This window comes from Streptomyces sp. NPDC057002 (assembly GCF_042673825.1).
In the GTDB taxonomy this organism is placed as follows: Bacteria; Actinomycetota; Actinomycetes; order Streptomycetales; family Streptomycetaceae; genus Streptomyces.
The window spans coordinates 320316-340333 of record NZ_JBHURZ010000010.1; the positions used below are offsets into that span (position 1 = coordinate 320316).

Sequence of the window (20018 nt, forward strand, 5' to 3'; positions counted from 1 at the left end):
CCCCGCTACCCGGCAGGCGCGACGAGCCGGTAGCCGACTCCGCGTACGGTCTCGATGAGGGCCGGCATGCGCAGCTTGGCGCGCAGGGACGCCACATGCACCTCAAGGGTGCGCCCGGTCCCCTCCCAGCTCGTCCGCCACACCTCGCTGATGATCTGCTCCCGGCGGAAGACCACCCCGGGCCGCTGCGCGAGCAGGGCCAGCAGGTCGAACTCCTTGCGGGTCAGCTGGACCACGGACCCGTCGACGCTGACCCGGCGCGTGGGCAGCTCTATGTGCACGGGCCCGAGGCGCAGCTCGGTCTCGATGCCGCTGGAGGTGTCCTCGTGCGAGGTGCGCCGGCTCACGGCGTGGATGCGGGCGAGCAGCTCCCCGGTGTCGTAGGGCTTCACCACGTAGTCGTCGGCGCCGAGGTTGAGGCCGTGGATGCGGGAGCGGACGTCGGAGCGCGCGGTGACCATGATCACCGGGGTGGCGGTGCGCTTGCGGATCTTGCCGCAGACCTCGTATCCGTCCTGGTCGGGCAGGCCGAGGTCGAGGAGGACGACACCGAAGCAGTCGCTCTCGGGGACGAGTGCCTGGAGGGCCTCCTCACCGCTGCGCGCGTGCGTGACGTCGAACCCGTGCCGTGCCAGGACCGCCGAAAGGGCGGCGGCGACGTGGTTGTCGTCCTCGACGAGCAGCAGTCTCATCCGGGCCCCCTTCGGTTCACTGGCCGTACGATCTATCTGTGTACAAAAACGCGTGCACGCGCGCGTGCACGCCTTGCAGTCACGCTGATGGATGAGGACGACGTCAAGAGGGTTCCGGTTGCGGAGAGCTTCCGTTACCCGGCCGATATGAGCGCTGCTCACAAGTGCTACGACACGTGTCCGATTGCTATCGGATCGTGATGCTCAGATTCCCCTCAGATGTAATGACGCAGGTCGTAGAGGGTAACTACTGTCCTCCGAAACCGAGGAGGACGGAGCCTGAGAGCGATGACCGAAGTATCGGTGGCCAAGGAAGATGTGGCCGCGACCGGCGAACTGGTCGTCCTGAAGAGCGTCAACAAGCACTTCGGCGCGTTGCACGTACTCCAGGACATCGACATGACGATCGCCCGCGGCGAAGTCGTCGTGGTCATCGGACCCTCCGGGTCCGGTAAGTCCACCCTGTGCCGCACCATCAACCGCCTGGAGACGACCGACTCCGGCACGATCACGATCGACGGCAAGCCGCTGCCCCACGAGGGCAAGGAGCTGGCCAAGCTCCGGGCCGACGTCGGAATGGTCTTCCAGTCCTTCAACCTCTTCGCGCACAAGACCGTGCTCGAGAACGTGATGCTCGGCCAGATCAAGGTCCGCAAGAAGGACAAGAAGGCGGCCGAGGAGCGGGCTCGGGCCCTGCTCGACCGGGTCGGCGTCGGCGCGCAGGCCGAGAAGTACCCCGCACAGCTCTCCGGCGGCCAGCAGCAGCGCGTCGCGATCGCGCGGGCGCTGGCCATGGAGCCGAAGGTCATGCTCTTCGACGAGCCGACCTCCGCGCTCGACCCCGAGATGATCAATGAGGTGCTGGAGGTCATGCAGCAGCTCGCCCGCGACGGCATGACCATGATCGTCGTCACCCATGAGATGGGCTTCGCACGATCGGCCGCAAACCGCGTGGTGTTCATGGCGGACGGCCGAATCGTCGAGGAGGCTGCGCCCGACCAGTTCTTCAGCAATCCGCGCAGTGACCGTGCCAAGGACTTCCTGTCGAAGATCCTCCACCACTGACGGCGCGGGTCGCGCCGGACGCGCCTTACGTCGCCCGCCCTTTGTGGGCCCGCATCTCTTCACCAGCCAAAGGATGTTCATCATGAAGCTCCGCAAGGTCACCGCCGCCTCGGCCACCGTGTTCGCCCTCGCCCTCACCGCCACCGCGTGCGGCGGCAACAACAGCACGGGCGGCGACTCCGGCTCTGATGGCGGCGGCAAGACGGTCACGGTCGGCATCAAGTTCGACCAGCCCGGCCTCGGCCAGAAGACGCCGCAGGGTTACGCCGGCTTCGACGTCGACGTCGCCACGTACGTCGCGAAGAAGCTCGGTTACAACGCGGACCAGATCGAGTGGAAGGAAGCGAAGAGCGCCGACCGCGAGACCATGCTGCAGCGTGGTGACGTCGACTTCATCGCGGCGACCTACTCGATCACCCCGGAGCGCCAGGAGAAGGTCGACTTCGCCGGCCCTTACCTGCTGGCTCACCAGGATGTGCTGGTCCGGTCCGACGACAACTCGATCAAGTCGCCGGCCGACCTCAACAACAAGAAGCTGTGCTCGGTGACCGGCTCGACCTCGGCGCAGAACGTCAAGGAGGAGCTGGCCCCGAAGGCCGACCTGCAGCAGTACCCGACCTACTCGGCCTGTCTGACCGGCCTGCAGAACGAGGCCATCGACGCGCTGACCACCGACGACTCGATCCTCGCCGGTTACGCCGCCCAGTCCCAGTTCAAGGGCAAGTTCAAGCTCGGCGGCTTCAAGATGACCAACGAGAACTACGGCATCGGCGTCAAGAAGGGCAGCGACCTCAAGGCCGACATCAACAAGGCCCTCGAGGCCATGGTGGCCGACGGCGCCTGGCAGAAGGCCGTGGACAAGAACCTCGGCCCGGCGAACTACAAGAACGAGCCCGCGCCGAAGATCGGCGACATCAAGAGCTGACGCAACAGCTGAGGCAACGCCTGACGGGTGCGCCGCCCTCCGGGGCGGCGCACCGGGGCATCCCTATACGCGGAAGCGCGGGAGATCGTGTTCGATTTTCTTAGTGACTACGACATCCTGGGAGCCTTCTGGACGACGGTGCAGCTCGCCCTGCTCTCCGCTGTCGGCTCCCTGATCTGGGGCACCCTGCTGGCCGCCATGCGCGTCGGCCCGGTGCCTCTGATGCGCGGTTTCGGGACCGCCTACGTGAACATCGTGCGGAACATCCCGCTGACCGTGATCATCCTGTTCACCTCACTGGGCCTCTACCAGACCCTGAACATCAGCCTCGGCGCCGACCGGTCGGAGACGATCAACTTCCGGCTCGCGGTGCTCGGTCTGATCGTCTACACGTCTGCCTTCGTGTGTGAGGCGCTGCGCTCCGGGATCAACACGGTGCCGGTCGGGCAGGCCGAGGCGGCCCGCGCTATCGGCCTGAGCTTCTCGCAGGTGCTGCGGCTGGTCGTGCTGCCCCAGGCGTTCCGCTCGGCGGTCGGGCCGCTGACGAACGTCCTGATCGCTCTGACGAAGAACACCACGGTGGCCGCGGCGATCGGTGTGGCGGAAGCGGCGTTGCTGATGAAGGAGATGATCGAGAACGAGGCGCAGCTGCTGCTGATCTCGGCGATCTTCGCCTTCGGTTACGTGGTGCTGACGCTGCCGACCGGTCTGATCCTCGGCTGGGTGGGCAAGAAGGTGGCGGTGAAGCGATGAGTTCCCTTCTCTATGACGCCCAGGGCCCCCGCGCCAAACGGCGCAACATCCTGTTCACGGTCCTCTTCCTGGTGGCCTTCGCGGCTGTGCTGTGGTGGGTGTTCAGCACCCTCGAGGAAAAGGGCCAGCTCGAGTGGGTGCTGTGGGAGCCCTTCTTCACCAGCTCCGAGCCCTGGTCGACGTACATCTGGCCGGGCCTGCAGAACACGCTCAAGGCCGCAGCGCTCGCTGTGATCATCGCGATGCCGCTCGGTGCGGTCTTCGGCATCGCCCGGCTGTCGGACCATGCCTGGATCCGGGTGCCGGCGGGAATCGTGGTGGAGTTCTTCCGCGCCATCCCCGTCCTGATCCTGATGATCTTCGGGCTCGCCCTGTTCGCCGAGTACACGAACGTCTCGTCCGACGACCGTCCGCTGTACGCGGTCGTCACGGGTCTGGTGCTGTACAACGCCTCCGTCCTCGCCGAGATCGTCCGGGCGGGCATCCTGTCCCTGCCCAAGGGTCAGTCCGAGGCGGCCATGGCGGTCGGTCTGCGCAAGGGGCAGGTGATGCGGCTCATCCTGTTGCCGCAGGCGGTCACCGCGATGCTGCCGGCCATCGTCAGCCAGATGGTCGTGATCGTGAAGGACACCGCCCTCGGCGGCGCGGTCCTGACCTACTCCGAGCTGCTCGCCTCGGCGAACACGATGAGCGGTTACTACGGTGCGAACACGATCGCCAGCTTCACGGTCGTGGCGGTCATCTTCATCGCACTCAACTTCGCCCTCACGTCCTTCGCGAGCTGGCTGGAGCGCCGGCTGCGGCGGGCCAAGAAGTCGACGGGCGCGGTTGTGGGTGCGAACGACGCGCAGATTGCCGGCGGTGCTGGAGCGGGCGCCGGAGGCGGCGTCTGACGCTCGGTCACCTCGTGTGACACACTCAGGGGCAGTGGCATGATCGCCACTGCCCCTGGTCACTTGACGCAAGCACCGGCAATGGGTTGCATACGTTCTGTGATCGTGCACCCTGCTCCAACTTCGTGTTCACCTACGTCCCTCGGGACGTCACGACGGGCAGGGGGCGCCGCGCCGTGGACCCGGTGATCGTCGTCGGAGCGGGGCCCGTCGGGCTCACGCTCGCCCTGGCGCTGGCGCGTCAGGAGGTGCCGTGCGTGGTTCTCGACGAGGGGCCGGGCAAGGACGAACCCCGTGCGTCGCGCACCGTGGTCCTCCGCGAGGACACCACCGCCCTCATCGAACGGCTGACCGGCGTCCCCCTGGACCGGATCGGCGCCCACTGGGCCGGATGGCGGTCGGTGCGGCGCAAGCAGGTGATGCGCGAGGTCTTTTTCGACGGCACCGAGCCCGTCCCGCTGCACATCGCCCAGCACGAGCTGACCGGCGCCCTGCGCACGGCCCTCGCGGGCGAACCGCTCGTCAAGGTCGCGGTGGAAAGCCGGCTCGACGGCATGGAGCAGGAGCCCTCGGGCGTCACGGCCCACACGCGCGGCCCCAAGGGCACATGGTGGCGCGGCAGTTACCTCGTCGGCTGCGACGGCCCCCGCTCGACCGTACGCAAGCTCCAGGACATCCGCTTCCCCGGCCGTACGGCGGTGGAACGTCACGCCGTCGCCGCACTGCGGACGGAACTGCCCTGGTACAACGAGGCGTTGCTGCACCGCATGCCGCCGTGGCGCATGTCGGGCCCCTCGGCCGGCGAGGTGACCGCGCGCCCCCTGCCGGACGGCGTCTGGCGTCTGGACTGGCTCCTGCCGCCCGGAAAGGACCTGGTCACACCCGAGCTGCTGCTGACCCGCATCCGGGAGACCCTGGCGGGTTGGTCGGGCGGCACGACTCCGCCGTACGAGCTCCTGGACACCGGTGTGCACACCGTCCACCACCGGCTGGCCCGCCGCTGGCGCGCCGACCGCGTCTTCCTCGCGGGGGACGCGGCGCACCTCCACGGCTCCCTGGGCACGCACGGGCTGGACGAGGGCCTGCGGGACGCCGACAACCTCGCCTGGAAGCTGGCCCTGGCCTGGCACCACGGGCCGCACGAGGCGCTTCTCGACAGCTACCAGACCGAGCGTCGGGCGATCGTGGCGGCCCGGCTCCGCGCAGCCGACCAGGCCCTGCCGCTGCTGCGCGGCGGCGGAGGCCTGCGCTCCTATGTCCCCGGCTCGGCCCGGGGCCACGACTCGCTCCTCACGGACGGCCATTTGGGGCACGGGCAGCTGGGCGCGCCGGGGGCGTACGCCGACTCGCCGCTCGCGCCTCCACCTCTCGAAGGAGAGGTCCCGGTCCGGACATCGCCCGGCTCGTCGGTCATCGACGTACGGGTCACAGCGGAGGACGGCACCTTCGTCCGGCTGCGGGACCGGCTCGGCCGCGGCGCGCTGCTCGTCGTGCTGATCGCCCCCGGCACGGGCGTGTGGGAGCGCAGGCACTGGGTGAGCGCCGGCATCATGCCCCAGCTCGCCGCCGCGGTCACGGCATTGCCGCACCACGCCGAGCTGCTGGTCGCCGAGACCTATCCGGGCGCTGCCGCGCACACGGTGCTCCTGGTACGGCCCGACGGGCATCTCGTGACCGCGCTGGGCGGGGTGCGCCCGGCCGATCTGTACACGGCGGCCGAGGCCGCGTTGGGCGGGCCGGTCAAGGCACAGGCGGAGGCCGGTGCCACGGCCGGCTCGCGCTGATCTCGGGTACCGGACAGGGCGTGCTCTCTGTCACAGTGCGTCCGCATGGTGACAGTGAGTTGACCTGCCCGGACGGCCGTGGTGTACTCCGGTGCGTGACCGACACCTGTGTGCGCCTGTGGCGGAGGGTCCATATGGACCTCCTCCGCTATGCGGGCTGCGTGTGTCGCCCGTCCTGCTGACTTCGCATCCTTCTTTCCTCCGCGCGCGCCGCGCTCTTCATGCCGGCCGACGCGCCTCCCGTGCGAACCCGCATCAGGACCTCCAGGACGGCACCCGTGTCTGTATCCCCCTCCGCATCTCCTTCCTCTGTCTCCACGTCCGTCTCCTCCGCCTCTTCCGGGCCCACCCAGGCCGACCTCTTCGACTTCGTCCGGCGTACGGCCGCCGACACCGAGCTGATCGACTCCCTCCCGCTCGACCCCGAAGGCCGTACCTGGGTGCGGCTGGAGGGGCCCGGCGGCAGTGAGGCCTGGCTGATCGGCTGGCCGCCCGGCACGGGCACCGGCTGGCACGACCACGCCGACTCCGTAGGGGCCTTCCTGACCGCGTCGGGCGAGCTCAAGGAAAACTCGCTCGCCGCCCGGCTTCCCACCGACGGCTGGAAGACCCTGGAGCTCTCCGACGGTGTGGACCGGGAACGCCGGCTGTCGTCGGGCCAGGGCCGCGCCTTCGGCCGACACCACGTCCACGAGGTGCTCAACGAGTCCCCCGAGCGGCACGCGATCTCCGTCCACGCCTACTACCCGCCCCTGCCTCAGATCCGCCGCTACAGCCGCAGCGGGCCGATCCTCCGGCTCGAGCAGGTTGAGCGGCCGGAGGACTGGCAGTGAGCGCCATACACGAGCCGGTGAGCGGCAGCGGCAGCGGCAGCGGCGACGTCCAACCTCCCGTCGGCATCGACGAGTTGCTGGAGCGCGTACGCGCGGGCTACGAGCGAATCGAGCCGCAGCAGGCGTACGAGGCCGCCGAGGCCGGTGACGCGCTGCTGGTGGACATCCGCTACGCGGCGCTGCGCGAGCGCGACGGCCTCATCCCCGGCGCGCTCGTCGTCGAGCGCAACGAGCTGGAGTGGCGTCTCGACCCGCAGGGCAGCCACCGTGCGGCCGAGGCCACGAGCCACTCCCTGCGTGTCGTCGTGATCTGCAACGAGGGCTACGCCTCCAGCCTGGCGGCTCAGTCCCTGCACCAGCTGGGCCTGCACCGGGCCACCGACCTGGTCGGCGGATTCCAGGCGTGGAAGGCGTCGGGGCTTCCGGTCGTGTGATCACACCGGAGAATCCGAACGGCTCGTCTCGGAAGCGCTCGTCCCGGAACCCCTTCTCCCGGATGCGCTCGTCTCCTGACTGCGCGTCTCAGAACTGCTCGTCCCCGAGAAAGTCCGGGTCCTCGCTCTCCTCCTCCAGCGCCTGCCGGACCACGCGCAGGGCCATGCCCTCGGAGTAGCCCTTGCGGGCGAGCATGCCCGCGAGGCGGCGGAGTCGCTTGTCGCGGTCGAGCCCCCGGGTGGAGCGGAGCTTGCGCGCGACGAGTTCACGCGCGGTCGCCTCTTCCTGCTCGGGCTCCAGCTGGGAGACGGCCTCGTCGATCAGCGTGGACTCGACGCCCTTGGTCCGCAGCTCCCGGGCGAGCGCACGCCGCGCCAGCCCCCGGCCGTGGTGGCGGGACTCCACCCAGGCGTCCGCGAAGGCGCTGTCGTTGATGAGGCCGACCTCTTCGAGCCTCGACAGCACCTCCTCGGCGGCGTCGTCCGGAATCTGCCGCTTGCGCAGGGCGTCGGCGAGTTGCTTGCGGGTCCGCGGGGTCCCGGTGAGCAGGCGCAGGCAGATCGCCCGAGCCTGCTCTACCGGGTCCCCTGGAGACTCCCCCTGCTCGGCCCTCGACGAGGAGTGGGAGCCTCCGTCTTCGGTAATCACCTCACCGAAGCCCTGCCGGCGACGTCCACGCCCACGACGCGCCCCGCCGTCACGCGAGCCGCCCCTGCGCGAACCGCCTCCGCGTGAGCCTGTGCCGGGTGAGTCGCTGTCTTGGGGGCCGCCCTCGTACGGCCCCTCGTCCTCCCCGTACGGACCGTCGCTGTCGTACTCGCCGTTACCGTCCACGGCCGAGCCCGCGTCGTCTCCGGTGCCCCTCCCCCGTGGGGCACCGGAGGCGGTGTACTCGTACTCCGCCCAGTCGGTTCGTCGTGTCACGGGTCAGCTCTTGGCTGTGGCGGCCTTGGACTTGGCGGTCTTGGCCGCTGCCGGGGCGGGCACCGCGGGCGCGGCGTCGGCCGGAGCGGGGGAGACCGCGGCGTCCGTGCCCGGCTCGGCGGCAGGCTCCTCGGGTCGCACGCCGACGCCCAGCTTCTCCTTGATCTTCTTCTCGATCTCGTTGGCCAGGTCGGGGTTGTCCTTGAGGAAGTTGCGCGCGTTCTCCTTGCCCTGGCCGAGCTGGTCGCCCTCGTACGTGTACCAGGCGCCGGCCTTGCGGACGAAGCCGTTCTCCACGCCCATGTCGATCAGGCCGCCCTCGCGGCTGATGCCCTGCCCGTAGAGGATGTCGAACTCCGCCTGCTTGAAGGGCGGCGCGACCTTGTTCTTGACGACCTTGACACGGGTGCGGTTGCCCACCGCGTCCGTACCGTCCTTCAGGGTCTCGATGCGGCGGATGTCCATGCGCACCGAGGCGTAGAACTTGAGCGCACGGCCACCGGTCGTGGTCTCCGGAGAACCGAACATGACGCCGATCTTCTCGCGGAGCTGGTTGATGAAGATCGCGGTGGTCTTCGACTGGTTGAGCGCGCTGGTGATCTTCCGCAGGGCCTGACTCATCAGGCGGGCCTGCAGACCCACGTGCGAGTCGCCCATCTCGCCCTCGATCTCGGCGCGCGGGACGAGCGCGGCGACCGAGTCGATGACGATGAGGTCGAGGGCTCCGGAGCGGACCAGCATGTCCACGATCTCCAGGGCCTGCTCGCCGTTGTCCGGCTGGGACAGGATCAGGTTGTCGATGTCGACGCCGAGCTTCTTCGCGTACTCGGGGTCGAGGGCGTGCTCCGCGTCGACGAAGGCAACCTGGCCGCCGGCCTTCTGCGCGTTCGCCACCGCGTGCAGAGTCAGGGTCGTCTTGCCGGAGGACTCCGGGCCGTAGACCTCCACCACTCGGCCGCGTGGGATGCCGCCGACGCCGAGCGCCACGTCGAGTGCGGTCGACCCGGTGGGGATGACCTCGATGGGCTCGTTCGGCCGCTCGCCCATGCGCATGACCGCGCCCTTGCCGAATTGCCGTTCAATCTGTGCGAGCGCGGCATCCAGGGCCTTCTCGCGGTCGGTTCCTGCCATGGGTTCCACCCGATTTGCTTGAGTCGATCGCTTCACGTCAAAGACGCTAACGCCTGCCACTGACAATGCGCCCCGACGCACGTCCGGCCTGTGGATAACTCGGGCACTTCTCTACCCAAAGTACGTCGAAATGCCCTTCGTTGAGCTTCGCCGGTGCATCCATGAGAATGGATGTTCGATTTTCGTGTCAAGCGCACCGCCACCCTGCTGTTGACCTTGCCGCAAGGGCAGTCCTCACCCTTCTGTCCATGACGAGTGATGAGGATGCCCTCCTTGCGGAGCAGATCGCCTACTACCGCGCGGGTGCGGACGAGTACGACCGGCCCTACGCGGAGCGCGAGGAGCTGCGGCGGCTCCTGGCCATGGTCGAGGACCTCCCGGTCAGCGGCGACGTGCTGGAGCTGGCCTGCGGAACGGGTCAGTGGACCGCGTTGCTCGCCGCCCGGGCGCGCTCGGTGACGGCTGTCGATGTCGCCGCCGAGGTGCTGACTGCCGCCCGAGCGCGCACATCCGCCCCCGACATCCGGTTCGTCCAGGCCGATGTGCTCCAGTGGCGGCCGTCGCGGCGCTACGACACGGTGTTCTTCGCCTTCTGGCTCTCCCACGTCCCGCCGGCGCGGTTGCCCGCCTTCTGGGACACCCTCGCCGGCATGCTGACGCCTGGCGGCAGAGCGGTCTTCGTGGACGACGGTCCCGGCGCCGCCGCGGACGAGGAGGGCGTCACGGACGGGCCCGTTCCCACGGTGCTGCGCCGGCTCGACGACGGCAGCCGGTACCGCGTGGTGAAGGTGTTCCACGAGGCCCGGGCACTCACGGACCACCTCACGGCGCTGGGATGGACGGCCCGCGTCCAGGCCGTGGACGGGAGCATCGTCGGCGTCGCACAACCGCCGACCGCTCCTGCGTGACTGCCGCTCGGTCCGTCGGCCGACTGGATCAGGCGGAGTCCTGTCCGGGCCCTCCGCCCTCCGGGTCCTTCGGGTCCTCCGGTCGCTCCGCACCCGGCCGCCGTGCCCACAGCCCCCTCGTGCGCGCTATCAGGCCCGGCCCCTCTCCCCGCCAGCGATGGCCGTGGACGCGCGGGTCGTCCGTGACGTCGTAACGCTTCACGTACGCCCCCAGGAAGGCCTGGAGCGTGGCGATGGCGGGGATGGCGATCAGCGCGCCGACGGCGCCGAGGAGCGCGGTGCCCGCGATGACCGAGCCGAAGGCGACGGCGGGGTGGATGTCGACGGTCTTCGAGGTCAGCTTCGGCTGCAGCACGTAGTTCTCGAACTGCTGGTAGACCACGACGAAGATCAGTACCCACAGCGCGTACCAGGGATCCACCGTGAACGCGATCAGCATGGGCAGGGCGCCCGCGAGATACGTGCCGATGGTGGGGATGAACTGCGACACCAGGCCCACCCACACCGCGAGCACGGGCGCGTAGGGCACGTCCAGCATCTGCAGCAGGACGAAGTGCGCCGCGCCGGAGATCAGCGCCATCAGGCCGCGCGAGTAGATGTAGCCGCCGGTCTTGATCACGGCGATCTCCCAGGCGCGCAGCACCTCGGCCTGCCGGGCGGGCGGCAGGACGGAGCAGAGCGCGCGGCGCAGCCGGGGACCGTCCGCGGCGAAGTAGAACGAGAACAGCGCGATCGTCAGCAGCTGGAAGAGGCCCCCGAGAACCTGGGCGGACACGTCCAGGACGCCAGTGGCGCTGTTCTGCACGTAGTTGCGCAGCCAGTCGGAGCGGAGCACACCCTCCTGGATGTCCACCCGCTTCAGGTCGGTCTTGAAGTGTGTGTTGATCCAGTGGATGACGGAGTCGAGGTACTCGGGGAAGCCCTCGATCATCTTGATGATCTGGTCCGCGAGGATGGAGCCGAGCAGGGTGACGAAGCCCGCCGACACGACCACCACGCCGATGAAGACGATGAACGCGGCCAGGCCTCTGCGGATGCCGCGCGAGGCCATCCAGCCCACCGCCGGTTCGATGGCGAGCGCCAGGAAGAACGCGATGAGGATGTTGATCAGCAGGCCGGTGACCTGGTGAAAGGCCCAGCTGCCCAACTGGAACGCGGCGACGAGGGCGAGCGCGAGCACCATGGCACGCGGCAGCCAACGCGGCATGCGGCCGTTGGGCCCGGTGGTTCCGCCGTCGGCGGGGGGCCCGGTCGGCGGCGTCGTACCGAACGGGGAGGACTGCTGGGCTGCCTGCCCGCTCTCGTCAGTGGGTGCCACGGACTAAGTCTCACCCACGCCACCGACAGCCGTCTGCCCGCCTGCGATCTTCGTGACCCGGCAGCGATCTTTTGACCGTTCAACCGTCCGCTCGACCGGTCAAGGGCCTCGGCGGCGGGTCAGTCAGCGCCTCCGCGGCGGGTCGGTCAGGGCCCCACCGAGGCCGGTCTGTCAGCGCCGCTCCCGGGGCACGTCCATCACCCCGCAGACCACCTGCCAGACTTCCTTGGCATCCCAGCCGGCCTCCAGCGCCTCGCGCACAGTGCGCCCGCCGAGCTCCGACATCACGTGGTCGCGCGCGAAGGTGTCGGCGTAGCCCGGACCGAAGTGCTCCGCCATCCGCTGCCAGAAGACCGTCAACCGCATGACTCCAGTATCCCGCCCCTGGGGGTGGGCCTGAGCCAGGACCGCCTGCCGGGGCCGCTTTCCGCCCTACGGTCTGACCCATGGCCGAAACAGGAGCTTCCACACTCCCCCCGACGCCCCCGCCGCACAGCCCTGTCTCGCGCGCGGAGCGGTTCGTCTGGCTCACCGCGCGCGTGCTGGAGCAGCGCCTCTTCGCCCACCACTTCCGTGGCGCCGCCGCCGACCCGGTGGAGACGGCGCTGGACGCCTACCGCAATGAGGACGGCGGGTACGGCCACGCGCTGGAGCCCGATCTGCGCGGCCCTGTCAGCCGGCCGCTGCACACCGCCCACGCCCTGCGCGTCCTGGACGCCGTGGGGCGCTGCGCCGGCCAGCGCGTGGAACGCGTGTGCCGCTATCTGACCTCCGTCTCCACGGCGGAGGGCGCGCTCCCGGCGGTCCATCCCAGCGGGCGCGGTTACCCGGCGGCCCCCTTCGTACCGGTCGTGGCCGACCCGCCCGGCGACCTCCTGTCCACCGGGCCGGTGGTGGGGCTGCTGCACCGCAACGAGGTGTGGCACGCCTGGCTGTTCCGGGCCACGGACTTCTGCTGGCAGGCGGTCGAGTCCCTCGAGAAGTCGCACCCCTACGAGGTCGAGGCCGCCGTGACCTTCCTGGACGCCGCGCCCGACCGCGCGCGTGCGGAGGCGGCCGCCGGCCGTCTGGGCCGCCTGGTACGCGCACAGGGCCTCGTGGCCCTGGACCCCGACCACCTGGACGCGTATCCGGTCTCCCCCGGCTATGCCTCCGGCGAGCACCATTTCCCGTACGACTACGCGAGGACGCCGCGCTCCCTCGCGCGCGCGTGGTTCACGGACGACGAGATGACCCGCTCCCTGGACCACCTCGCGGCCCAGCAGCAGGAGGACGGCGGCTGGCCCCTCCGAGGGCGCCGCTCGGCCCCGGCCCCCGCCCTGGAGGCCGGCCCGGTCGGGACGATCCAGGCCCTGCGCACCCTCAGCGCCTACGGCCGCACCATCGAGTGATCACCACGCCCCAATGGCCCGCACCCCCGCGGTCACGACCACGGCCGCCGCGACGACGACCAGGAACGGGGCGCGCAGCACGAGCGCCACGGCCGCTGCTCCGAGCCCGGCGGCCCGCGCGTCCAGCACCAGCGTCTGCCCGTCGGCGAAGGTCTGCTCGGCCGTCAGGGCCGCGAGCAGCGCGACGGGCAGCAACGCGGCAAGCCGTCGGACAAGGGGCCGCTCGAGGGTCCCTGTGGGCACCAGCAGCCCGGCCAGCTTGACGGCGTAGCACCCTAGGACGGTCACACCGATCGCGATCCAGACGTTCACGCCTCGTCCTCCCGGGAAGCAGACGCGGAAGCAGGTGCCCCCTTGCGCCGGCCGTCCGCCCAGAGGACGACCGGCGCCGCCAGCGCGGCCAGCAGCACCGGCACGCCGGCGGGCAGTACGGGCAGCAGCCCGAGTCCCAGCACCACGGCCAGCCCGGCGACGGCCCGCTCGGTACCGGTCCTCAGCATCGGCGCGAGCAGCGCCAGGAACACCGCGGGTCCGGCGGCGTCCAGCCCCCACGCGTCGGTGTCCCCGATGGCACCTGCGCCCAGGGCGCCGAGCAGCGTGGTGAGGTTCCACAGGATGTAGAGGCTCAGCCCGGTCACGACGAATCCGATCCGCGCGCCGCGCCGCGTGGGCTGTGCGAGCGCGACGGCGGTCGTCTCGTCGATCACCCACTGGGCGGCGAGCGGCCGCACCGCGCGCGGGAGGGCCAGCAGCTGCGACAGCCGCAGGCCGTAGAAGGCGTTCCGCACGCCCAGGAAGAAGGCCCCGGCAGCCGCCGTGAACGGACTGCCTCCTGCCGCGAGCGCGCCCACCAGGGCGAACTGGGAGGCCCCGGTGAACACCAGAAGGCTGAGCGCACACGTCTGCATCAGCGTGAGTCCGCTGCCGGCCGACGTCACTCCGAAGGCGAACCCGGACAGCCCGACGGCCACCCCGACGCCCAGTGCGTCCCGTACGACGGCCCGGTCCGCTTTCCCACCGGTCCCTGTATCTCTGAGAGCTGTCCGATCCACCACGCCCCGCACGCTACGAGCAACTGCTACCGCAGGTCTTGTACGTTCTTGCGCTCCCGCTGATACGCCCCCGGTGGCACCCCGACCATCCGGCTGAAGTGCCGGTTGAGATGCGGCTGGTCGGTGAACCCCACGGCCACGGCGACCTCGGAGGGCGCCGTGCCGAGGTCCAGCAGCCGCCGCGCCCGCCGGACTCGCGCGTCCGTGAGCCACGCGTGCGGAGGCATCCCGTAGGCGTCCCGAAAGGCCCGCAGCAGTGCGAACGGACTGGTCCCGAGATCAGCCGCCAGCTGCGCCAGAGTCGGTGGCAGCGCCATCCGCTCCTCCAGCACAGCACGCGCGCGTGCCGCGATCCGGGTCCCGGCCGTCCGCACCTCCCGCCGCGGTATGGGCCCGCCGTTCAGCCGCAGCAGCCTGGTCACGGCCACCCGCAGCAGCGTGTCCGCGGCCAAGGCGTTGCCCTCGTCGGCTGCCCGCAGCACCTGGTGCACCAGAGCGACGGCGTACGGATCGTCCACCACCGGACTGACGAACCCCGGCGTCCCCCGCAGCGCTGTCGTCTCTGCCGCGATCTCCGCCACCACGTCGACCGACGGATACACCGCCCCGTACCGCCACCCCTCGGGCACACCGGCCCGCCCGGTGTGCGGGGTATCGGGATTCACCAATGCGAGAGCCCCCGCCCCGGCGTACTGATCACCCCCACCGTGGTGGAACACCTCCACCCCGTCGGCGATGGCGGCGATCACGAAGTTCTCGTGCGTGTGCCGGACGAACGTCTTGCGCACGTACCGGGCCCGCAGCAGATCCACCCCGGGCAGCTCGTCGTACTGCCAGTGCCGCGCGCGCTCCGTCATACGGCCATTGTCCGCCGCCTCGCCCCTGGCTCCCCGGTCGCCCGTCTCCGGTGCCCGCGACGCATGCGAAGACGCCCTGGCCAGACCGCCATCAGGGCCCGTTGTCAGTGCCGAGGTGCACGATGGACGCATGCCCAGCAATGCGCACCGAGCCCTGGACGGCTTCTCACCCGCGACCCGCGCCTGGTTCACGGGTGCCTTCCCCGCGCCCACCACCGCCCAGGCCGGCGCGTGGCAGGCCATCCACGAGGGCTCGGACGTGCTGGTCGTCGCCCCCACCGGCTCGGGCAAGACCCTGGCCGCCTTCCTGGCCGCCCTGGACCAGCTCGCCTCGGCCCCTCCCCCGGCTGATCCCAAGAAGCGCTGCCGGGTCCTGTACGTCTCGCCGCTGAAGGCCCTGGCCGTGGACGTCGAGCGCAACCTCCGCAGCCCCCTGACCGGCATCCGCCAGGAATCCGTGCGGATGGGCCTGCCCGAGCCCGAGGTCAAGGTGGGCATCCGCTCCGGCGACACCCCGGCCGCCGAGCGCCGCTCCCTGGCCACCCGCCCGCCGGACATCCTGATCACGACCCCCGAGTCGCTGTTCCTGATGCTGACGTCCGCCACGCGCGACGCGCTGACCGGTATCGAAACGGTGATCCTCGACGAGGTGCACGCGGTCGCCGGCACCAAGCGCGGCGCCCACCTGGCCCTCTCCCTGGAGCGGCTGGACGACCTCCTGCCGAAGCCGGCCCGCCGCATCGGCCTCTCGGCGACGGTCCGTCCGGTCGACGAGGTGGCCCGCTTCCTGTCGCCCCAGCGCAAGGTGGAGATCGTCCAGCCGGAGTCGGGCAAGGAGTTCGACCTGTCCGTCGTCGTCCCGGTCGAGGACCTGGGCGAGCTGGGCGGGTCCCCCGTGTCCGACGGCTCGGAGGGCGCCGAGCGCCCGTCGATCTGGCCGCATGTCGAGGAGCGGATCGCCGACCTCGTCCAGTCCCACCGCTCCACGATCGTCTTCGCGAACTCCCGCCGTCTCGCGGAGCGCCTGTGCAACCGCCTGAACGAGATCGCGTACGAGCGGGCCACCGGCGAGCCTCTCGACGAGCACCACTCCCCCGCCGAGCTGATGGGCGGCTCGGGAGCCGTCCAGGGCGCACCCCAGGTCATCGCCCGGGCCCACCACGGCTCGGTCTCCAAGGAACAGCGCGCCCTGGTCGAGGAGGACCTCAAAGCGGGCCGGCTGCCCGCGGTGGTCGCCACCTCCAGCCTGGAGCTGGGCATCGACATGGGTGCGGTGGACCTGGTCGTCCAGGTCGAATCCCCGCCGTCGGTCGCCTCCGGCCTCCAGCGTGTGGGCCGCGCGGGCCACCAGGTGGGCGCGGTCTCCACCGGCGTCGTCTTCCCCAAGTACCGGGGCGACCTGGTCCAGGCGGCGGTGGTCACCGAGCGCATGCGCACCGGCGCCATCGAGTCCCTCAGGGTCCCCGCCAACCCCCTGGACGTCCTGGCCCAGCAGGTCGTCGCCATGACGGCTCTGGACACCTGGCAGTTCGACGACCTGCTGGCAGCCGTGCGCCGGGCCGCCCCCTTCGCCTCACTGCCCGAGTCCGCCTTCACGGCGGTGCTCGACATGCTCGCAGGGCGCTACCCGTCCGACGCCTTCGCCGAGCTTCGCCCGCGCGTGGTGTGGGACCGCGTCACCGGCGAGATCACCGGCCGCCCCGGCGCCCAGCGCCTCGCCGTCACCTCCGGCGGCACGATCCCCGACCGCGGCCTCTTCGGTGTCTTCCTCGCGGGCGCCGATCCCAAGAAGGGCGGCGGCCGGGTCGGCGAGCTCGACGAGGAGATGGTCTACGAGTCCCGCGTCGGCGACGTCTTCACGCTCGGCACGAGTTCCTGGCGCATCGAGGACATCACCCGCGACCGCGTCCTGGTCTCCCCCGCCCCGGGCGTGCCGGGCCGGCTGCCCTTCTGGAAGGGCGACCAGCTGGGCCGCCCGCTCGAACTGGGCCGGGCGCTGGGCACGTTCCTGCGCGAGGTCGGTTCGCTGCCCAAGGACGACGCCCGCCTCCGCCTGCTCGCCGCGGGCCTGGACGCCTGGGCGGCGGACAATGTGCTGTCGTATCTGGAGGAGCAGCGCGAGGCCTGCGGCCATGTCCCGGACGACCGGACGATCGTCGTGGAGCGCTTCCGTGACGAGCTCGGCGACTGGCGGGTGGTGGTGCACTCCCCCTTCGGCGCCCAGGTGCACGCCCCGTGGGCGCTCGCGCTCGGCGCCAAGCTCTCCGAGCGGTACGGCATGGACGCGCAGGTCATGCACGCCGACGACGGCATCGTGCTGCGCCTGCCGGACGCCGACCTGATGGGCCTGGACCTGCTGGACCAGGAACCGGTCAGGACCGGCCGGGAGTACGACGCCGATCAGGCCCCCGTGGGCGCCGCCGACGTGGTCTTCGACAAGGGCGAGGTCGACCAGGTCGTCACCGACCAGGTGGGCAGCTCGGCCCTGTTCGCGTCCCGCTTCCGCGAGTGCGCCGCCCGCGCGCTGCTGCTGCCGCGCCGCAACCCGGGCAAGCGCACGCCTCTGTGGCAGCAACGGCAGCGCGCCTCCCAGCTCTTGCAGGTGGCGAGCGAGTTCGGCTCGTTCCCGATCGTCCTGGAGGCGGTCCGTGAGTGCCTCCAGGACGTCTTCGACGTCCCAGGGCTCGTCGAGCTGATGGGCGACCTGGAGTCCCGCAAGGTACGCCTCGTCGAGGTCACCACTGCCGAACCGTCTCCCTTCGCGCGTTCCCTCCTCTTCGGCTACGTCGCCCAGTTCCTGTACGAGGGCGACTCCCCGCTCGCCGAGCGCCGGGCCGCCGCCCTGTCGCTGGACTCCCGGCTGCTCGCCGAGCTGCTGGGCCAGGCGGAGCTGCGCGAGCTGCTCGACGCGGAGGTGCTGACCGAGCTGGAGCGCGAGCTTCAGTGGCTCTCCGAGGACCGCCGCGCCAAGGACGCCGAAAGCGTCGCGGACCTCCTCCGCCTCCTCGGCCCGCTCACGGACGCGGAACTGGCCGAGCGGGGCGCGGAACCCCAGTGGGCTCAGGAGCTGGCCGGTGCCCGCCGTGCCATCCGGGTCCGGATCGCGGGCGCAGACCACTGGGCGGCGATCGAGGACGCGGGCCGACTGCGCGACGCCTTGGGCACGGCCCTGCCGGTCGGTGTCCCGGAAGCGTTCACGGAACCCGTCAAGGACCCGCTCGGCGACCTCCTCGCGCGCTACGCCCGCACCCACGGCCCGTTCACCTCGGCCACGGCGGCGTCCCGCTTCGGCCTGGGCGTGGCCGTCACCGAGGGCGCCCTCCAGCGGCTCAGCGCGGCGGGCCGGATCGTCCAGGGCGAGTTCCATCCGGCCGGGATCGGCCAGGAGTGGTGCGACGCGGCCGTGCTGCGCCGGCTGCGCCGCCGCTCCCTGGCCGCCCTGCGGCACGAGCTGGAGCCGGTGGCGCCCGCCGCGCTCGCCCAGTTCCTGCCCCAGTGGCAGCACATCGGCAAGGGGCACTCCCTGCGCGGCATCGACGGGCTGGTGCGCGCCGTCGAGCAGGTGCAGGGCGCGTCCGTGCCGGCCTCCGCCCTGGAGAAGCTGGTCCTGCCCTCCCGGGTCGTGAACTACACCCCGGGGATGCTGGACGAGCTCACCGCCGCGGGCGAGGTGGTGTGGGCCGGGGCGGGTTCGCTCCCCGGCAAGGACGGCTGGGTCTCCCTCTACCTGGCGGACGCGGCCCCCCTGCTCCTGCCGCCCCCGCACCCCTTGGAGCTGACCGCCCTCCACCAGTCCGTCCTGGACACCCTCTCCGGCGGTTACGGCCTGTTCTTCCGCCAGATCGCCGACCAGGTCCGCGCCACCACCCACCCCGACGCCACCGATCCCCAGCTGGCCGACGTGCTCTGGGACCTGGCCTGGTCCGGCCGCCTGACGAACGACACGCTCACCCCCATGCGCTCCCTGCTCGGCTCGGGCCGTACCGCCGGGTCCACGGCACACCGCGCCAAGCGCGCGGTCCCGCGCGGCCGGTACGGCTCCCTGACGGCCGCCGCCCGCCCCGCCGCGTCCCGCTCCGGTCCGCCGACCGTAGCCGGCCGCTGGTCCCTGCTGCCGTCCCACGAGCCGGACCCCACGGTGCGGGCCCACGCCCTCGCCCGTACGCTCCTCGACCGGCACGGCGTGGTGACCAGGGGCGCGGTCTCGGCGGAGGGCGTCGAGGGCGGGTTCTCGGCGACGTACCGCGTTCTGTCCGTCTTCGAGGAGAGCGGCCAGGCCCGCCGCGGCTATGTGGTGGAGGGTCTCGGCGCGGCTCAGTTCGCGATGGACGGCGCCGTGGACCGCCTGCGCGCGGTGTCCAACGCCCGCGACCGCGGCGAGGACCTGCCCGGCCCGCCTGCGGGCCCCGGCCTCGACCCGTTCCCGGTCCATGACTTCGCCGAGGCCGACGACGCCGCCCGCTCCAACGACCACACCGACGCCCCGGGCCCCGACGGCTTCCCCGACTTCGGATTCACCTACGACACCCCGGCACCCCAGCCGTCCCCTGGCGACTACGTCTCGCCTCGCGACTATCCCCCGCAGGCCGCCCCGCCCTGGCAGAACGGCGGACGCGCGGCGTACGACGCCGGATTCCCGGGCCGCCGTACCCGCCCGGACTCCGCGTCCCGGGCCGTCGTTCTCGCCGCCGCCGACCCGGCGAACGCGTACGGCGCGGCCCTGGCCTGGCCCGAGCCCCCGACCGGTGCCGGGCACAAGCCGGGCCGCAAGGCGGGCTCCCTGGTGGTGCTCGTCGAGGGCGAGCTGACGCTCTACATGGAGCGCGGCGGCAAGACCCTGCTGGCCTGGGCCGCCGACCCGGACGGCGCCCCCACCGACGACCCCCGCCTGCGCACCGCGGCGGAGGCGCTCGCCGCAGCCGCCCGCGCGGGCTCCCTCGGCACGGTCACGGTGGAGCGGATCAACGGCACTCAGGCCCTGACCTCACCCATCGGCACCCTCCTGGAAGGAGCGGGCTTCATCGCCACACCCCGCGGACTCCGCCTCCGCGCCTGAC

General features: G+C 71.2%; 18 protein-coding genes and 1 pseudogene. 11 read left to right on the forward strand and 8 right to left on the reverse strand.

All coding sequences use genetic code 11. The annotated features are described in order from the left end of the window. Nucleotides 1-5 precede the first annotated feature (5 nt). Complete coding sequence (locus ACFT32_RS39005) at nucleotides 6-692, reverse strand: response regulator transcription factor (RefSeq protein WP_189721866.1); 687 nt, start codon at nucleotides 690-692, stop codon at nucleotides 6-8. Between the two features lie 288 nt (nucleotides 693-980). Between ACFT32_RS39005 and ACFT32_RS39010 the strand changes: the two genes are divergently transcribed. The 8 genes from ACFT32_RS39010 (at nucleotide 981) to ACFT32_RS39045 (ending at nucleotide 7379) form a co-directional block, all read left to right on the forward strand. Beyond that, complete coding sequence (locus ACFT32_RS39010) at nucleotides 981-1757, forward strand: amino acid ABC transporter ATP-binding protein (protein WP_382498637.1); 777 nt, start codon at nucleotides 981-983, stop codon at nucleotides 1755-1757. An 82-nt stretch (nucleotides 1758-1839) separates the two neighbouring features. Next, nucleotides 1840-2682 carry a glutamate ABC transporter substrate-binding protein gene (locus ACFT32_RS39015; RefSeq protein ID WP_382498638.1) on the forward strand — a complete coding sequence of 281 codons (843 nt, stop codon included), beginning with the start codon at nucleotides 1840-1842 and terminating at the stop codon, nucleotides 2680-2682. An 87-nt stretch (nucleotides 2683-2769) separates the two neighbouring features. Continuing rightward, a complete protein-coding gene (locus ACFT32_RS39020) occupies nucleotides 2770-3435 on the forward strand; it encodes an amino acid ABC transporter permease (RefSeq protein WP_382498640.1) in 666 nt (221 codons plus the stop codon). Continuing rightward, complete coding sequence (locus ACFT32_RS39025) at nucleotides 3432-4328, forward strand: amino acid ABC transporter permease (protein WP_382498641.1); 897 nt, start codon at nucleotides 3432-3434, stop codon at nucleotides 4326-4328. The genes ACFT32_RS39020 and ACFT32_RS39025 overlap by 4 nt, the downstream gene beginning before the upstream one ends. A 176-nt stretch (nucleotides 4329-4504) precedes the next feature. Then, the gene (locus tag ACFT32_RS39030; RefSeq protein ID WP_382498698.1) at nucleotides 4505-6112 is read left to right on the forward strand and encodes an FAD-dependent monooxygenase; all 1608 of its coding nucleotides are present in this window, start codon (nucleotides 4505-4507) and stop codon (nucleotides 6110-6112) included. 110 nt (nucleotides 6113-6222) lie between these two features. Further along, nucleotides 6223-6294 carry a putative leader peptide gene (locus ACFT32_RS39035; protein WP_310851512.1) on the forward strand — a complete coding sequence of 24 codons (72 nt, stop codon included), beginning with the start codon at nucleotides 6223-6225 and terminating at the stop codon, nucleotides 6292-6294. Between the two features lie 96 nt (nucleotides 6295-6390). Continuing rightward, entirely contained in the window at nucleotides 6391-6945 is a 555-nt protein-coding gene (locus ACFT32_RS39040) for a cysteine dioxygenase (protein ID WP_382498642.1), read from the forward strand. A gap of 5 nt (nucleotides 6946-6950) precedes the next feature. After that, nucleotides 6951-7379, forward strand: coding sequence for a rhodanese-like domain-containing protein (locus tag ACFT32_RS39045; protein ID WP_382498700.1), 429 nt, complete (start codon nucleotides 6951-6953; stop codon nucleotides 7377-7379). 88 nt (nucleotides 7380-7467) lie between these two features. Here ACFT32_RS39045 and recX read toward each other — a convergent pair whose 3' ends face one another. Both recX and recA read right to left on the reverse strand, forming a co-directional pair. Further along, nucleotides 7468-8304: a recombination regulator RecX gene (recX, locus tag ACFT32_RS39050; protein WP_382498644.1), complete on the reverse strand. Its 837-nt coding sequence runs from the start codon at nucleotides 8302-8304 to the stop codon at nucleotides 7468-7470. Between the two features lie 3 nt (nucleotides 8305-8307). Then, nucleotides 8308-9435, reverse strand: coding sequence for a recombinase RecA (recA, locus tag ACFT32_RS39055; protein WP_382498646.1), 1128 nt, complete (start codon nucleotides 9433-9435; stop codon nucleotides 8308-8310). A 248-nt stretch (nucleotides 9436-9683) separates the two neighbouring features. Here recA and ACFT32_RS39060 point away from each other — a divergent pair, with 248 nt between their 5' ends. Continuing rightward, complete coding sequence (locus ACFT32_RS39060; protein WP_382498647.1) at nucleotides 9684-10343, forward strand: class I SAM-dependent methyltransferase; 660 nt, start codon at nucleotides 9684-9686, stop codon at nucleotides 10341-10343. Between the two features lie 28 nt (nucleotides 10344-10371). Here the strand turns inward: ACFT32_RS39060 and ACFT32_RS39065 are convergent, their stop codons facing one another. Both ACFT32_RS39065 and ACFT32_RS39070 read right to left on the reverse strand, forming a co-directional pair. After that, on the reverse strand, nucleotides 10372-11661 hold the full coding sequence (locus ACFT32_RS39065; RefSeq protein ID WP_382498649.1) for an AI-2E family transporter: 1290 nt from the start codon (nucleotides 11659-11661) through the stop codon (nucleotides 10372-10374). A gap of 171 nt (nucleotides 11662-11832) precedes the next feature. Continuing rightward, nucleotides 11833-12027, reverse strand: a complete 195-nt coding sequence (locus ACFT32_RS39070; RefSeq protein WP_382498651.1) for a DUF3046 domain-containing protein — start codon at nucleotides 12025-12027, stop codon at nucleotides 11833-11835. A gap of 80 nt (nucleotides 12028-12107) precedes the next feature. On the opposite strand from ACFT32_RS39070, the gene ACFT32_RS39075 reads away from it, so the two are divergent. Continuing rightward, nucleotides 12108-13052 carry a hypothetical protein gene (locus tag ACFT32_RS39075; protein ID WP_382498653.1) on the forward strand — a complete coding sequence of 315 codons (945 nt, stop codon included), beginning with the start codon at nucleotides 12108-12110 and terminating at the stop codon, nucleotides 13050-13052. On the opposite strand, the gene ACFT32_RS39080 is transcribed toward ACFT32_RS39075, so the two are convergent. From ACFT32_RS39080 to ACFT32_RS39090, 3 genes and pseudogenes are all read right to left on the reverse strand, one after another. Further along, nucleotides 13053-13364 (reverse strand): AzlD domain-containing protein, encoded by a 312-nt coding sequence (locus tag ACFT32_RS39080; protein WP_382498655.1) that lies wholly within the window; start codon nucleotides 13362-13364, stop codon nucleotides 13053-13055. Beyond that, complete coding sequence (locus ACFT32_RS39085; RefSeq protein WP_382498702.1) at nucleotides 13361-14104, reverse strand: AzlC family ABC transporter permease; 744 nt, start codon at nucleotides 14102-14104, stop codon at nucleotides 13361-13363. The genes ACFT32_RS39080 and ACFT32_RS39085 overlap by 4 nt, the downstream gene beginning before the upstream one ends. Then, nucleotides 13987-14961 (reverse strand): annotated as a pseudogene (locus tag ACFT32_RS39090) (AraC family transcriptional regulator). The gene ACFT32_RS39085 and the pseudogene ACFT32_RS39090 overlap by 118 nt, the downstream one beginning before the upstream one ends. Nucleotides 14962-15091: 130 nt before the next feature. Between ACFT32_RS39090 and ACFT32_RS39095 the strand changes: the two are divergent. Then, nucleotides 15092-20017: an ATP-dependent helicase gene (locus ACFT32_RS39095; RefSeq protein ID WP_382498657.1), complete on the forward strand. Its 4926-nt coding sequence runs from the start codon at nucleotides 15092-15094 to the stop codon at nucleotides 20015-20017. Nucleotide 20018: the final 1 nt, after the last annotated feature.